The following is a 14,782-nucleotide window of genomic DNA, read 5'->3' as shown; positions in this document are numbered from 1 at the left end:
AAAACCCACGTAATATGTGATTTATATCACCGCCTTTTTCTTCCTTGCCGCTCTATTCAGGCATTTTCCTGCCCCGCAGACCCACAAACCGCTCGCACAGCCCCCCTTTATTACTTACCTTTTCGCTCCCGGGGCAATTGACAATATGCCAAGGTGGGCTAATGTAGTTACGCGCACCAGAAAAGGGATTACTACACCATTTGCACCATAACAGTGCGCAACATCCCCAAAAAGGTGCAACACATGGACTTATTCAGCCCGGGATAGCCGCTAAGTGCGCTATTTTGGGGCTTTTAAAAGTTGGCACGGTTATAGCATTGTATTAGAGCAATAGAGCAGAACACGCTCATTCCTAATTTGTTGTGGCCAATGCCCAACCTAACACCGGAGGTTACTCAAGATGTCAGTAGAAAACGTACTTGCGCTGATCCAGGAAAACGAAGTTAAGTTTGTTGACCTACGCTTTACCGATACCAAGGGTAAAGAACAGCACATCTCTATCCCATCCCACCAGATCGATGCTGACTTCTTCGAAGAAGGCAAAATGTTCGATGGCTCTTCTGTTGCTGGTTGGAAAGGTATCAACGAGTCAGATATGGTGATGATGCCGGATGCAGCAAGCGCGGTACTTGACCCGTTCACAGAAGATGCAACACTGAACATCCGCTGTGACATCCTAGAGCCTTCTACTATGCAGGGCTACGACCGTGACCCACGCTCTATTGCCAAGCGTGCGGAAGACTTCATGCGTGCAACAGGCGTTGCAGATACCGTTCTTATCGGTCCTGAGCCAGAGTTCTTCCTATTCGACGACGTGAAGTTCGCAACAGACATGTCTGGTTCTTTCTTCAAAATCGACGACGTAGAAGCAGCTTGGAACACAGGTTCTGACTTCGAAGGCGGTAACAAAGGCCACCGTCCAGGTGTTAAAGGCGGTTACTTCCCAGTAGCTCCTGTAGATTCATCACAAGACATCCGTTCTGCTATGTGTCTAATCATGGAAGAAATGGGTCTGGTTGTTGAAGCACACCACCACGAAGTAGCAACTGCGGGCCAGAACGAAATCGCAACCCGTTTCAATACGCTAACGACTAAAGCGGACGAAATCCAAGTGTACAAGTACGTTGTTCACAACGTTGCTCACGCATTTGGCAAAACTGCAACCTTCATGCCTAAGCCACTAGTAGGTGACAACGGTTCTGGTATGCACGTTCACCAGTCACTAGCGAAAGACGGTGTTAACCTATTCGCAGGCGACAAGTACGGCGGCCTGTCTGAAATGGCACTTTACTACATCGGCGGTATCATCAAGCACGCACGTGCAATCAATGCTTTCGCTAACCCAGCAACAAACTCGTACAAGCGTCTTGTTCCTGGCTTCGAAGCACCAGTAATGCTGGCTTACTCTGCACGTAACCGTTCTGCTTCTATCCGTATCCCTGTGGTACCGAGCCCGAAAGCACGCCGTATCGAAGTTCGTTTCGGTGACCCAGCAGCTAACCCATACCTAGCATTCGCAGCAATGCTAATGGCTGGCCTTGACGGTATCCAGAACAAGATCCACCCAGGTGAAGCAATGGACAAAGACCTGTACGACCTACCAGCAGAAGAAGCGGCAGAAATCCCAACTGTTGCTGAGTCTCTGCAAGGTGCACTGCAGGCACTGGACGAAGACCGTGAGTTCCTAACAGCGGGCGGCGTATTCTCTGACGACTTCATCGATTCTTACATCGGCCTGAAATCTCAGGATGTTGAGAAAGTTAACATGACCACGCATCCACTAGAGTTCGAACTGTACTACTCAGTTTAAGTAACTGATAAACAAGTCGACATAATAGATTTAGGCCAGCTTCACAAGCTGGCCTTTTTGATCTTGTCCGCCACCAGACCCAATGCCAACAATAAGGGATCACCCACAACCCAACCACTAGCATGCCCAGAACTTCCCGCTTACTACCGACACTCCTGCTACTTTCAGCCACCTGTGTCGCCACCGAGATCTACACCTGGCAAGACGAAGATGGCAACACCCACTTTTCCGACAAGCCCCACCCCGGAGCATCCGTGGTAACCATCCGTGACCCTCAGCGCATAGAGGCCCCCGCTCTTTCAGCCGCTAACGGAGAAACCGAGGCAGCAACTCTCTCAGTAACCGAGCCGGCACTGCCAGCGGCAAGTATTCAGCTGCTAAGCCCGGCCGACCAGCAAACACTGCGTGACAACCAAGGCAACATGACTGTCGTAGCCTCGGCCAGCCGCAAACTCAGCCAAGGCCACAGCGCACGGTTGCGCCTCGATGGTGACATCTACGGCCGCCCACAGGCCCAGCTGACTTGGCCCCTCACCAATATTGACCGCGGCAGCCATACCCTGCAGGTAGAATTGCTCAAACACGGCAAGGTTATTGCATCATCTGAAGAAATCACTGTCTTCTTGCACCGTGCCCGTATCAACCAACGCCCGGTACCGCTCCCAGTGCCCAAATAGCAAGCGTTAGCCATTTTTTCGTTCACGATACCAGGCAGACAGGCTACACTTGATTGCACCAATATGGTGCATTGGCAGTTCCATGCACCATGATGAACTGCACCAACAAGGATGGTAATTGTGACGGCTGACTTTTCTTCCCTGATCCTGGACAACCAAGTCACGGCAATCGCGTTGCTCGATGAGTCGTTGACCATACGCTATGTCAACCCGGCGGCAGAGCAACTGCTGTCGTTCAGCAAGCGCCGGCTCAACAACACCCGCTTTTCGGATCTGCTCCAACACAGCTCGCTAGACCTGAGCTTGATCCCCGAAACACTGCAAAGCGGCCAGGGGCTGGCCGACAGCGATGTCACCTTCGTCATCGACGGCCGACACCATACCCTTGAGCTCAATGCCAGCCCGCTATCCTGGCAGCGCGAGCTGCTTATCCTGCTCGAGCTCAAGCCGATTGACCAGCAGCGGCGGATCAGCCAGGAGCTGAGCCAGCATGCCCAGCAGCAAGCCGCCAAGGAGCTGGTACGCGGGCTGGCCCACGAAATCAAAAACCCGCTAGGCGGCCTGCGCGGTGCCGCCCAGCTTTTGGAAAAGACCCTGCCCGACCCAAGCTATACCGAGTATACCCAGATGATCATCGAGCAGGCCGACCGGCTGCGCAACCTGGTCGACCGCCTGCTCGGGCCGCAGCGTCCCGGCAGCCGCCAGCAGGACAATATCCATGTGGTGCTGGAAAAAGTCCGTCAGCTGATCAGTATCGATTGCGGCGAGAATATCCACCTGCACCGCGACTATGATCCCAGCCTGCCCGACTTCACCATGGATGCCGAGCAGCTCGAGCAGGCCATTCTCAATATTGTCAGCAATGCCTCGTTGGCCCTCAGGCAGCACGGCGGCGGCAATATCACCCTCAAGACCCGTACCGCCCACCAGGCGCTGATCCACGGCAAGCGCTACCGGGTGGCAGCCAAGATCGACATCATCGATGATGGCCCGGGGATCCCGAGTGATATCCAGGACACCCTGTTCTACCCCATGGTGACTGGCCGCGAAGGCGGCACCGGGCTGGGGCTTTCCATTGCACAGAACCTGGTCGACCAGCACCAAGGCAAGATAGAAGTTGTCAGCTGGCCGGGCCATACCAAATTCACCATGTATTTACCGATTATGTAGAGGATTCGCCATGAGCAAAGGACTAATTTGGGTCGTCGATGACGACAGCTCTATCCGCTGGGTACTGGAGCGGACCCTCAACGCAGCCGGGCTGAAATGCGAAACCTTCGCCAATGCCGACAGCGTGGTCGAAGCCCTCGAGCGCAGCGTGCCCGATGTGCTGGTCTCGGACATCCGCATGCCGGGGATGGACGGTTTCTCGTTACTCAAGGTCCTGCAGGCCGACTACCCGACCCTGCCGGTCATCATCATGACCGCGCACTCGGATCTCGATGCCGCCGTGAACGCCTACCAGGAAGGGGCCTTCGAGTACCTGCCCAAGCCATTTGATATTGACGAGGCCGTCAGCCTGGTCGAGCGGGCCGTCACCCACAGCCAGGAGCAGAAACGCCAGCAACAACCGGAAGCCATTGAGAAGAACGCACCGGAAATCATCGGCGAGGCCCCGGCAATGCAGGAGGTTTTCCGTGCCATCGGCCGCCTGTCCCGCTCATCCATCTCGGTGCTGATCAACGGCGAGTCAGGAACCGGTAAAGAGCTGGTTGCCCACGCCCTGCACCGCCACAGCCCGCGCAGCCACAAAGAGTTCATAGCCCTCAACATGGCTGCGATCCCCAAGGATTTGATTGAATCGGAGCTGTTCGGACACGAAAAAGGGGCTTTCACCGGTGCCAACAGCGTCCGCCAGGGCCGCTTCGAGCAGGCCAACGGCGGCACCCTGTTCCTCGATGAAATTGGCGATATGCCACTGGATATCCAGACCCGCCTATTGCGGGTGCTGGCCGACGGCCAATTCTACCGGGTTGGCGGCCATTCACCGGTCAACGTCGATGTCCGGATCATTGCGGCGACCCACCAGAACCTCGAGCGCCTGGTGGCCGAGGGGGACTTCCGCGAAGACTTGTTCCACCGCCTCAATGTGATCCGAGTGCACCTGCCAGCACTCAAAGACCGCCGCCAGGATATCCCGCAGCTGACCCGTCACTTCCTCAAGCGCGCCTCTGATGAACTCGGTGTCGAAGTCAAAACCCTGAACCCGGAAACCGAAGAAGCCCTGACACAGCTGGATTGGCCGGGCAATGTCCGCCAGCTAGAAAACACCTGCCGCTGGCTCACCGTGATGGCAAGTGGCAAGGAAATCCTCCCGGCCGACCTGCCGCCAGAGCTACTCGCCCCGAGCGAGCCGGAAGGCAGTGAAAGCGGCCACCAGCACTGGCACCATGCGTTGGAAAAATGGGCGTTCGACAACCTGCGCCAGGGTCACCAGAACCTGCTGGGCGAAGCACTGCCGGAGTTTGAGAAAATCCTGCTGGAAGCGGCACTGGAACATACCCACGGCCACAAACAGGAAGCCGCCCGCTTGCTGGGCTGGGGGCGCAATACCCTGACCCGCAAGCTCAAAGAGCTCAACGTTGTCATGGACTGACACGGCCCTTCTGAGTCGGAAAGCCCTCCGTTCGTACCAATACCAACGAAGGGCTTTTCGCAGTGAACTAGGGTTAGATAAATTGGTTAGATAAAATGGTTGGATAAATTATTCGCAACCACTGGCCATTTTTTGACCTACCCCCATTCCATCTTCGCTCGTTTTGCGTACAATACCCTCCGGTTTCAGCGCCCCTGGAGCCACACCACACAACGCACCATCACACCAAGAATACAGTGGGAAACCCACCATGCTGGAAAGTCTCTTTTCATTCAGCGTGGCAATGCCTGCAGTCAGCGAAATCGCAGCCAATGGCCCAGGCCATTTTGCTGCCGGGATCCTGGCTCTGATTGCTGCGGTGAATATGTTCAACGGCTAATGCTGCCGTTTAGCCGATACCAAAAAGCCCCCAAACCTAAGGTTTGAGGGCTTTTTGTTTATCCGCGCAAGAAACGGGACTAAATTACACGCGAGAACTGCTGCTGGCGGGCACGGTGGCGCAAATATTTATCAAAGCTCATGCAAATATTGCGGATCAGCAACCGGCCTTTCGGCACCACGTCTATCGCGGTGGCGCTATTCTCCACCAGGCCATCGTTGATAAAGGTCTGTAGCAACTCGATATCTTCAGCAAAATAGCTATCGAACTCGATACCAAACTGCTGCTCAATGGCCTGCTTGTCGAGGTGGAAATTACAAATCAGCGACTTGATTACCTCGCGGCGCAACAGGTCATCACCATCGAGCGATACCCCTTTCCACAGCGCTTCGCGCTTCTCGCCGACACTGGCGTAATACTGCTTCAGCTCTTTCTGGTTCTGGGCATAGCAGTCGCCAATCATCGAGATGGCCGACACGCCAAGGCCCAGCAAGTCAGTATCGCCCTGGGTGGTGTAACCCTGGAAGTTGCGGTGCAAGATCCCCTCGCGCTGGGCAATCGCCAGCTCGTCTTCCGGCAAGGCAAAGTGATCCATCCCGATAAACTGGTAGCCGGCACCGGTCAGTGTTTCAATGGTCTGCTGCAAAATCTTCAGCTTTTCATTGGCCTGCGGCAGGTCTGCATCTTTAATCTTGCGCTGGGCAGCAAACAATTTCGGCATGTGCGCGTAATTGAAGATAGACAGACGGCCCGGGCGCATGGTCAATACCTGCTCCAGCGTTTCGGCAAACCGCTCTGGTGTCTGCTTCGGCAGGCCATAGATCAAATCCAGGTTGGTCGAGCGGAAACCCAACTCGCGGGCGCGCTCTACCATCGCAAAGATAAAGGCTTCGTCCTGCTCACGGTTAACCAGCTTCTGGACTTCCTTGTTGAAGTCCTGCACCCCGATACTCAGGCGGTTGAAGCCTTCGCTGCGCAGGTGGTCAAGCATATCAAGCTCGATTTCACGCGGGTCAACCTCGATGCTGATCTCGGCATCAGGGGCAAAGGTAAACTGCTCACGCAGCAGCCCCATCAACCGGCTTACCTGCGGCTTGGTCAGGAAAGTGGGTGTACCACCGCCCCAGTGCAATTGGCTAACGGTGCGCTCACCCAGCAGCGCCGCGCGCTGGCGGATTTCCTGCTCCAGCGCATCAAGATACTGATCGGCCTTGTGTTGGTGGCGGGTAATGATCTTGTTGCAGCCACAGTAGTAGCACAGCTTGTGGCAGAACGGGATATGAACATACAGCGACAGGTTGCGCTCAGGGTACTGGGCGCACGCCATGTCAAATTCCGCCGGCGTGAACGCTTCATGGAACTCCAGCGCTGTCGGGTATGAGGTATAGCGCGGCCCCGAATAATTATATTTTTCGATTAGGGCCTGATCCCAAATAATTTGCTCATTTGACATGACTTACTTCCACTAAAATTAGAGGGGAGAAATTGACCACCAAGTGTGACACAACTTGGTAAAGATGTAGATAGGAGATAACTAAACTGCTAGCCGGATCAGTATTCCCCTGCCTGTGAGTATAGACAGGGGAAACAATCGCCGATATCAAGCAGCTGGCTTGGCTGCCAGGATAAGATCCAACTCGGTTTTGATCGACTCAACCAAGCGGGCTTCGGCCTTCATACGGATCAGGTCAAGCTGCATGCGCTCTTTCTTGGCCAAGGTCTTGCGTGCATCGCCGCGCGGCATGTCTTTCACCACCTGGTAAAGCTCATGCATCGCCGGATACTGGTTGGCAAAATCCACCCGGAGTTCACCCTGCAAGACTTCCATCAGCTTGTACAAGCGAATGGCAATCTCAGACATGTCACACTCATCCTGTTTGCCGGCCTCGGCAATGATCAGCACGCTTTCCATGATATTGGCATTGCGCTGCTTGATCCCCTCTTCCTGCTGGCGCTGGGCGCGGGCAAGAAAAGCCTTATGGCGCTGGGTCTGCTGGTAGAGCTTAAACAACAAATAGCCGGCATAGCTTGCCAGCACTGCCACAATCAGGCCGGCCAGTCCTAGCCACAATGTCATATCCTGCAAGGCTTACTCCTTGTCTAAACCGTCAAATTCCATGTTTTCAAACTGGTCGAGCAAGTCGTCATCAGAACGAGGGGCACCCGGTGCGATCTCATCCATTTCCGGCTCGTCTTCGTCAAGCAGGCCAAGCTGGTTCATCAGCTGCTCGATACGGTCCAGTTTCTGGTCGACTTGCTTCTGCAGGCCAGCACCCAGTTTTTCACCCGCTTCGATACGGTCTAGCAGTACCATTAGCTGGGCATCATTTTCCAGCATCTGCAGCTCCTGCTCGGCAGTCATGCGACGCTGTTGCTTGGTCATCGGCTTCTTCGGCTCGACAATCAACGGGATCGCTTTCTTGCTGCCATGGCGCGGGTCTTTGCGCTGGGCGGCCTTGCGAGCATCTTCTGGCGTAACCATTGAGTGGCGGCTGCCAGACTTAAGGCCCTTGCGCTTGCGATCTTTCTTACGCTGCAAACCGTCTAGGTCATGCTGGCTACGGGTCTTAATAGTGACTACCTGATCGGACATCCCGGTAGTACGGCTTCTTTTCTTACGGGTCATTACTGGGTTTTCCTCAGCAAAATTACATCATTCCCGACAAATTCCACATCCAGGCCGTCTCGTTGGGCCAGGTATTGGAATGTTTCGCGGCTAAAAAAGCTCACGTGGGTCGGGTCGTTCTTGTAATGCCATTGCGCAAAGGCATCTGCATCTCGTGCCAGTTTGGTCATCAACCCCAGCCAACCACCGGGTTTTATCATACCAACCAGCTGCCCCCACTCCTTCGCAGGCGTATAAAAGTGTTCGATCGCCTCGGTGCAGGTGACAAAATCATACTGCACTTCCAGCACTGCCGGCTCAGCGGCAAAATACGGATCATAGACCGCCATATTATGGCCAGACTCCGCCAGCATCAGCGACAGGGTTGGGCCAGGGCCGCAGCCAAAATCCAGGCCATTGAGGGTTCGATCCCCCAGGCGCTCCGTGAGCGGGTCGGCAAGGCGAGCAAGAAAACGTCGGTACCCCATATCTTCCGGGTTGTTCTCATGCAAATCATAGTGCGCTTTCTCTTCTTGCGGCGATAATCTCGACGCAGGATCGGCAAATATCAATGCACACTCACCACAGCGGAGATACTGCCGGCGCTTGTCTTCAAAAAACAGCGCACTGTCTTGGCTATGGCACAGCGGACAAGGGATCATTATCGCTCTCCAGTTAAGTCTAACGCACAGGACATCGCCACGGCGCCCAAATGAAGCCGGGTATCATAGCAGATTTGATTGAGAAATGTGCACTACAAAGCGCGCGCAGGAAAAGCGCCAAACAAGAAAAAAGCGACAGGTTGGCTAACCTGTCGCTCTGTGGGGTCGCCATTGCTGGCTATATCCTGTCTAGTCTGTCCTTAACCAGTTAGTAACATCCCGGTCTGGCAATATCCATTTGTTATTAGTGCTTCCGTACCAACTTGTTGTTTTTCATCATCCTGATGAGTTTTTGTGTCCTTAAGACGCTTATCCCTGTCTTCGCGGCTATCCTTCACCGGCTTTTCCATCAGCATGTTGCCATCAGGCAACCAGTTCACCATCCGTGTGTGCACCCCGTCCCTAGAATGCTGCTTCCTATGTTGTGTTTTCTTTTCCGTAAGGGTCTTTCCTGACAATCCTTACCACATCTTGCGGTCTACCCGGCTCCTTGCCGGACATCCTGTATTCCTTCGGGCTTCTTGCCCATGCCGTCAATGGCGCTTTCCTTCCTGTGCCAACTCCCTGTCGACAAGGCATACTTTACGCCGATCCTGGCCTGAAACAATGGAGCGGAAAAGGAAGGCCTGGCTGTAACTTTATTTCAATTCTCACAAAGCATTGTTTTGAAAAATTTTAATGAAAAAAGCATGAACAACTTCATCAACATCGACCGGTTCAAATAGCCGATCTCTCACAAGCCACCAAGCACATTGCTTTTTAGCCGGAAAAAACTGTCATTTTCTTGCAAGATCAGCGCGAAATTGGCAATAAAAAAGGCAGCCGAAGCTGCCTTTTCTCACCACCGACTGGAAGCCAGGCTGAAGGAAAACTTAGTGCAAGCCGCCAACGTACTGGGACAAGGCAGCAATTTCGTCGTCGGTAAGCTTCGCTGCCACCGCACGCATCATGGCATTCATGTCGTTGACACGCTGGCCATCGCGGAATTTCTCCAGCTGAAGCGTAACGTATTCGGCATTCTGACCTGAGATTTTCGGGAACCCGGACAGGCTGGTGCCATTACCACGAGGGCCATGGCAAGCCGTACAAGCCGTCACACCACGCTCGGCATCGCCGAAGTTATATAGGGCCTGGCCGATTTCAACCGAAGATTCAGGCGTGGTGTTATCAGAGATAGGTAGTGAGGCATAGTAGGCTGCTAGATCAGCCATGTCCTGCTCGGTCAGCGGCATAGCCATGCCACCCATAACAGGATCGTTACGGCCTTGAGCGCCGCCGCTGCTCATCGCAAGCTTGAAATCTTTGAGCTGTTTTTCAAGGTAACCGGCATGCTGGCCGGCAATCTTAGGGTATTGCGCCATAATACCGTTACCGTCTGCGCCATGGCAGGCGGCACATGTTGCGGCTTTTGCCTTTCCGGCTTCTGCATCTCCCTGGGCCCAGGCTGAGCAACTGGCCAGCAGAGTCAATATCAGTGCTAATTTCTTCATGACATTCCGTTTATAATTATAGAGCTTCCAGTACCACAAGTAATGCTCAGTAACATGGTATACAATGCGACCACTAACCGAGCTCGGTTTTCGTACATTTTACACAATTTCACATAAAAGTAATCAGTCGACTACATCAAGACTTGACGGAGTTAACAGTGAATCAACCTCTCAACTATAGAAACACAGGATTTATCACAAGTGCGCCGACTATCCGACACTTGCCAAACGACACAGGCGTTGAGATCGCATTTGCTGGCCGCTCCAATGCAGGTAAGTCGAGTGCCCTAAACCGCATCACCGACCAAAAAAGCCTGGCCCGTACCTCTAAAACGCCTGGCCGTACCCAATTGATCAATATGTTCGAAGTGGTACCGGGCTGTAACCTGATTGACCTTCCAGGCTATGGCTATGCCCAGGTTCCGCTGGAAATGAAACTAAAATGGCAGGAGTCGCTGGGTGAATACCTACAAAAGCGTGAGTGCCTGCAGGGCCTAGTGGTACTGATGGATATCCGCCACCCGCTCAAGGATCTGGATCAGCAGATGATCATGTGGGCGATCGAAAGCCGCCTGCCAGTGCTGGTCCTACTGACCAAAGCCGACAAGCTCAAAAGCGGAGCCCGCAAGCAGCAGCTTATGAAGGTTCGCGACAACGTCAAGACGTTCGGTGGCGACGTGCAAGTCGAAGCCTTCTCGTCACTCAAGGGGATCGGCGTGGATCAGGTTCGCCGCAAGCTGGACAAGTGGTTTGCCCCTGAGCTAGAGCGCCAGCTGGCAATGCTCGAAGACGACGAGGCGCAAGACGAAGAATAAGCCTTCGCCCTATGCAATAACCCACAACAAAGCTCCCAGACGGGGGCTTTTTTTATTTGTGGCCGTTGCAACGGCACCTGTGACTTGCCGACATAAAAATACCCCACCAGCAAGGCGGGGCAATGGGAGAGAAATAGGAGGTTTTTATATTTGTCCCGAAAGCATCAGTGATTTCCCCCACCAACGCAAGTTTTTTCTCCCATAAGTGTGTTTTGGGCAACATACCAGCTCAGATCCTGCCTTGGTTTCCCGCCGCAAATATCTAGTTTTAGACTGTTGGCGCACAATCTAGGGGAAAGTTGTTTTTTATCAAAAATAAAGATAGTGACAAGCGGATTTTGACATCCCAAAATGGAATAAAATTACAGTTTAATGACAGGCAGGATAAAAAAAAGCCACCCCAAAACCAGGATGGCGATTTCATGTATTTGTTGGCTAGCCGGTATCAAACCCACTACCGAAAACAAATATGAACAAGAAGCAAGCAATAGTATAGCCACCTCCCCAGCAAAATTAAAGTAATTACTCTAAATTTTACTGAAACAAATGTCAGCAACAGGCATAGAAACTGGCAACAAAAGCTTCCAGTACTGGCATTCGGTAACTAAATAGATGAGTTGGCAACCAATCAGCACCAGAATGATCAAAATATAAACGGGGAGTTTGCGGGGGATGGATTTTTCTTTGGCACAATAAAAAACGCCCTGGTCAAATGACCAGGGCGGCTGAATCAGCCAAATCCAATAACGTGAAACAAAAGGTCTGAAAGATAGAACATCTTACCTCTGTACCCTACGTCTCTAACTGTATATCAATTGCTCAGTTTTGAAAAGACTTTTTGTAGTTTTTTTTCAAGATCTCGTAACTAATTTCTAAACCTCGTAAGTCACTGAACGAATAATTTCAGCAAAAAAATAGCCAGCATGGCTGGCTATTTCTTGTTGGAATTGGGTATTAAGCTGATTTAGTGCGCTTGATCCCAGTTATCACCGATACCAGCGTCGGCAATCAACGGAACAGCCAACTCTGCAGCAGCTTCCATCAAGCGTTGGACCTCGGCTGAAACGTTGTCGACCTCCGACTCCTGTACCTCAAATACAAGTTCGTCATGAACTTGCATTAGAAGGCGAACACGCCCTTCAGGTTGCTGGCCAACCCACTCGTCAACCAAGACCATGGCACGCTTGATGATATCGGCAGCGGTTCCCTGCATCGGGGCATTGATCGCTGCACGCTCAGCGGCCTTGCGGCGCATGCCATTACGCGACTTGATATCAGGCAGGTGCAAACGGCGGCCAAACAGGGTTTCGACATACCCTTGCTCGCTCGCCTGATTGCGCGTACTTTCCATGTATTCCAGTACGCCCGGGTAACGCTCGAAGTATACATTCATGTAATCCTGCGCTTCGTTACGCCCCATATCCAGCTGCTTGGCCAAACCGAATGCGCTCATACCGTAGATCAGACCGAAGTTGATCGCCTTGGCACGGCGGCGCTGCTCGCTGGTCACCGATTCAAGCGGGATCCCCAGAATCTCGGCAGCCGTCGCGGCATGGATATCTTTGCCGTGGTTAAAGGCATCCAGCAGGGCCTGATCACCCGACAGGTGCGCCATGATACGCAGCTCGATTTGCGAGTAGTCGACCGCCAGTACCTTATAGCCAGTCGGGGCAATGAAGGCTTGGCGAATACGGCGCCCTTCTTCGTTACGGACTGGAATATTCTGCAGGTTAGGATCGCTTGACGACAAGCGGCCAGTCGCGGTCACAGCCTGGTGGTAAGATGTGTGGACACGGCCTGTTGCCGGGTTCATCATCTTCGGCAGCTTGTCGGTGTAGGTCGATTTCAGCTTCGCCAAACTGCGGTATTCCAGGATTAGCTTCGGCAACGGGTAGTCCAGTGCCAGCTCCTGCAGCACCTCTTCATTGGTCGAAGGGGTACCCGATGGGGTTTTCTTCAGTACCGGCAGGCCCATTTTCTCGAACAGGATCGCCTGAAGCTGCTTTGGCGAGCTCAGGTTGAACTCTTCGCCTGCGATGTCGTAGGCTTGTTTTTCCAGCTCATCAAGGCGCACGGCGATCTCGGTCGACTGCGCGCCAAGCTGCATGCTGTCAATCAATACCCCGGTACGCTCCATGCGCGACAGAACCGGTACCAATGGCATCTCAATATCGTCAAAAACCGACTTTAGCTTGGCATCGGCATTCACTTTCTCAAGCAATACATTGTGCAGGCGCAGGGTGATATCGGCATCTTCGGCTGCATAAGGGCCGGCCTGCTCCAGATCAATCTGGTTGAAGGTCAGCTGCTTCTTGCCCTTGCCGGCAATGTCTTCGAAGCTTATTGTCTTGTGCTCAAGGTAGCGCAGCGACAGGCTATCCATATCGTGGCGGCCTACCACACTGTTGAACACGTAGGATTCCAGCATGGTGTCAAAGCGGATCCCCTGCATCTCGATACCGTAGCGAGCAAGAATGCTGGCATCGAACTTGAGGTTCTGGCCGACCTTGTCCTTGCTTGGGTCTTCCAGCAGCGGCTTAAGCTGTGCCAGCACCCAATCGCGATCAAGCTGGGCCGGAGCATCAAGGTAGTCATGGGCTACCGGCACGTAGGCCGCTTTGCCTTCTTCCACCGCAAATGACACACCGACTAAGTTTGCCGTCATGTAATCCAAGCCATCGGTCTCGGTGTCGAACGCCACGACTTCAGCCGTATTGAGTTTTTCCAGCCACTGGCTGAATGCCGCTTCGTCCAACACGGTTTCATAGCCACTACGATCAATCACCGGGGCAACCGGCTTGGCTTCAGCAGCCGGTGCCGCCGATTTTTCATCGGCAACAATACGACCGTCACTGCCATCAAGCATTTCTGACAGCCAGCGACGGAACTGCAACTGGCCAAACAGCTTGGTCAGCTCATCGGTGTCCGGCGTGGTTTTCACCAACTGATCCGGGGTGACATCCAGCTCGACATCCAGCTTGATCGTCGCCAGCTCGTAGGACAGGTAAGCCGCTTCCTTGTTATCAAGCAGCTTTTTCGACATGGTTTTCGAGCCACGGAAACCCAACGGCGCAATATCATCAAGGTTGGCGTACAGCGCATCCAAACCGCCGATACCAGTCAGCAATGCCTTAGCCGTCTTTTCCCCGACTCCCGGTACACCCGGGATGTTATCGACCTTATCCCCCATTAGGGCAAGGTAGTCGATGATCAGCTCAGGACCGATACCAAACTTATCAACCACCCCAGCCGGATCCATCACCACATCGGTCATGGTGTTGATCAGGGTAATATTCTGATCAACCAGCTGGGCCATATCTTTATCACCGGTACTGATCAATACCGGCATACCGGCTTTCGACGCCTGGCTGGCCAAGGTACCGATCACGTCATCGGCTTCTACCCCGGAAATCGAAATCAGCGGCAGGCCCATGGCCTTGATCACGGCATGAAGCGGCTCGATCTGAGAGCGAAGATCATCCGGCATTGGCGGACGGTTGGCCTTGTATTCCGGGTACATCTCGTCTCGGAATGTTTTTCCTTTCGCATCAAAGATGACAGCAATGTGCTCGGTGGAAAACTGGCGCAACATACTGCGCAGCATGTTCACTACACCATACACCGCACCGGTTGGTTCACCGTCTGAATTAGTGAAGTTCGGCGCAGCATGGTAGGCACGATAAAGATAAGATGATCCATCAATCAGAATAAGTGGATTTTCTGGGATAGTTGCCATAAAGATATTCTT

14 protein-coding genes are annotated in these 14,782 nt (G+C 53.3%); 6 read left to right on the top strand and 8 right to left on the bottom strand.

Annotated elements, in window-relative coordinates; translation table 11 throughout:
* Positions 1-400: 400 nt before the first annotated feature.
* The 5 genes from glnA (at position 401) to ACXAGQ_RS08115 (ending at position 5,462) form a co-directional block, all read left to right on the top strand.
* Positions 401-1,810, top strand: coding sequence for a glutamate--ammonia ligase (gene glnA / locus ACXAGQ_RS08135; RefSeq protein WP_475253124.1), 1,410 nt, complete (start codon positions 401-403; stop codon positions 1,808-1,810).
* Positions 1,811-1,932: 122 nt separating this feature from the next.
* Complete coding sequence (locus tag ACXAGQ_RS08130) at positions 1,933-2,487, top strand: DUF4124 domain-containing protein (RefSeq protein ID WP_475253122.1); 555 nt, start codon at positions 1,933-1,935, stop codon at positions 2,485-2,487.
* A gap of 120 nt (positions 2,488-2,607) precedes the next feature.
* Positions 2,608-3,657, top strand: coding sequence for a nitrogen regulation protein NR(II) (gene glnL, locus ACXAGQ_RS08125; protein ID WP_475254700.1), 1,050 nt, complete (start codon positions 2,608-2,610; stop codon positions 3,655-3,657).
* 10 nt (positions 3,658-3,667) lie between these two features.
* Complete coding sequence (glnG, locus tag ACXAGQ_RS08120; protein WP_475253120.1) at positions 3,668-5,083, top strand: nitrogen regulation protein NR(I); 1,416 nt, start codon at positions 3,668-3,670, stop codon at positions 5,081-5,083.
* A 250-nt stretch (positions 5,084-5,333) separates the two neighbouring features.
* Entirely contained in the window at positions 5,334-5,462 is a 129-nt protein-coding gene (locus tag ACXAGQ_RS08115; RefSeq protein ID WP_261397041.1) for a hypothetical protein, read from the top strand.
* Positions 5,463-5,541: 79 nt separating this feature from the next.
* On the opposite strand, the gene hemN is transcribed toward ACXAGQ_RS08115, so the two are convergent.
* The 6 genes from hemN to ACXAGQ_RS08085 form a co-directional block, all read right to left on the bottom strand.
* On the bottom strand, positions 5,542-6,915 hold the full coding sequence (hemN, locus tag ACXAGQ_RS08110; RefSeq protein WP_475253118.1) for an oxygen-independent coproporphyrinogen III oxidase: 1,374 nt from the start codon (positions 6,913-6,915) through the stop codon (positions 5,542-5,544).
* Positions 6,916-7,062: 147 nt separating this feature from the next.
* Positions 7,063-7,548 (bottom strand): DUF2489 domain-containing protein, encoded by a 486-nt coding sequence (locus tag ACXAGQ_RS08105; protein WP_475253116.1) that lies wholly within the window; start codon positions 7,546-7,548, stop codon positions 7,063-7,065.
* 3 nt (positions 7,549-7,551) lie between these two features.
* Entirely contained in the window at positions 7,552-8,088 is a 537-nt protein-coding gene (gene yihI / locus ACXAGQ_RS08100) for a Der GTPase-activating protein YihI (protein WP_475253114.1), read from the bottom strand.
* Positions 8,088-8,729, bottom strand: a complete 642-nt coding sequence (locus ACXAGQ_RS08095; protein ID WP_475253112.1) for a class I SAM-dependent methyltransferase — start codon at positions 8,727-8,729, stop codon at positions 8,088-8,090. Before ACXAGQ_RS08095 ends, yihI begins: the two co-directional genes overlap by 1 nt.
* Before the next feature lie 200 nt (positions 8,730-8,929).
* Positions 8,930-9,112 carry a hypothetical protein gene (locus tag ACXAGQ_RS08090; RefSeq protein WP_475253110.1) on the bottom strand — a complete coding sequence of 61 codons (183 nt, stop codon included), beginning with the start codon at positions 9,110-9,112 and terminating at the stop codon, positions 8,930-8,932.
* Positions 9,113-9,601: 489 nt separating this feature from the next.
* Positions 9,602-10,219: a c-type cytochrome gene (locus ACXAGQ_RS08085; protein ID WP_475253109.1), complete on the bottom strand. Its 618-nt coding sequence runs from the start codon at positions 10,217-10,219 to the stop codon at positions 9,602-9,604.
* A 158-nt stretch (positions 10,220-10,377) separates the two neighbouring features.
* On the opposite strand from ACXAGQ_RS08085, the gene yihA reads away from it, so the two are divergent.
* A complete protein-coding gene (yihA, locus tag ACXAGQ_RS08080) occupies positions 10,378-11,034 on the top strand; it encodes a ribosome biogenesis GTP-binding protein YihA/YsxC (protein ID WP_475253107.1) in 657 nt (218 codons plus the stop codon).
* A 730-nt stretch (positions 11,035-11,764) separates the two neighbouring features.
* Here the strand turns inward: yihA and spfP are convergent.
* Positions 11,765-11,812, bottom strand: coding sequence for a small protein SpfP (gene spfP / locus ACXAGQ_RS08075; protein WP_438616993.1), 48 nt, complete (start codon positions 11,810-11,812; stop codon positions 11,765-11,767).
* A gap of 186 nt (positions 11,813-11,998) precedes the next feature.
* Positions 11,999-14,770 (bottom strand): DNA polymerase I, encoded by a 2,772-nt coding sequence (polA, locus tag ACXAGQ_RS08070; RefSeq protein WP_475253105.1) that lies wholly within the window; start codon positions 14,768-14,770, stop codon positions 11,999-12,001.
* Positions 14,771-14,782 lie beyond the last annotated feature (12 nt).

The organism is Photobacterium sp. ABD4_091, from assembly GCF_056160145.1.
Note: the sequence above shows the minus strand (reverse complement) of the source record. Positions and strands in the feature narration are given on the sequence as shown.

Bases quoted from the DNA above. Each gene is read 5' to 3' on its own strand.
- glnA (WP_475253124.1), top strand. From the start codon at position 401: ATGTCAGTAGAAAACGTACTTGCGCTGATCCAGGAAAACGAAGTTAAG.
- ACXAGQ_RS08130 (WP_475253122.1), top strand. From the start codon at position 1,933: ATGCCCAGAACTTCCCGCTTACTACCGACACTCCTGCTACTTTCAGCC.
- glnG (WP_475253120.1), top strand. From the start codon at position 3,668: ATGAGCAAAGGACTAATTTGGGTCGTCGATGACGACAGCTCTATCCGC.
- ACXAGQ_RS08115 (WP_261397041.1), top strand. From the start codon at position 5,334: ATGCTGGAAAGTCTCTTTTCATTCAGCGTGGCAATGCCTGCAGTCAGC.
- hemN (WP_475253118.1), bottom strand. From the start codon at position 6,915: ATGTCAAATGAGCAAATTATTTGGGATCAGGCCCTAATCGAAAAATAT.
- yihI (WP_475253114.1), bottom strand. From the start codon at position 8,088: ATGACCCGTAAGAAAAGAAGCCGTACTACCGGGATGTCCGATCAGGTA.
- ACXAGQ_RS08095 (WP_475253112.1), bottom strand. From the start codon at position 8,729: ATGATCCCTTGTCCGCTGTGCCATAGCCAAGACAGTGCGCTGTTTTTT.
- ACXAGQ_RS08090 (WP_475253110.1), bottom strand. From the start codon at position 9,112: ATGGTGAACTGGTTGCCTGATGGCAACATGCTGATGGAAAAGCCGGTG.
- ACXAGQ_RS08085 (WP_475253109.1), bottom strand. From the start codon at position 10,219: ATGAAGAAATTAGCACTGATATTGACTCTGCTGGCCAGTTGCTCAGCC.
- polA (WP_475253105.1), bottom strand. From the start codon at position 14,770: ATGGCAACTATCCCAGAAAATCCACTTATTCTGATTGATGGATCATCT.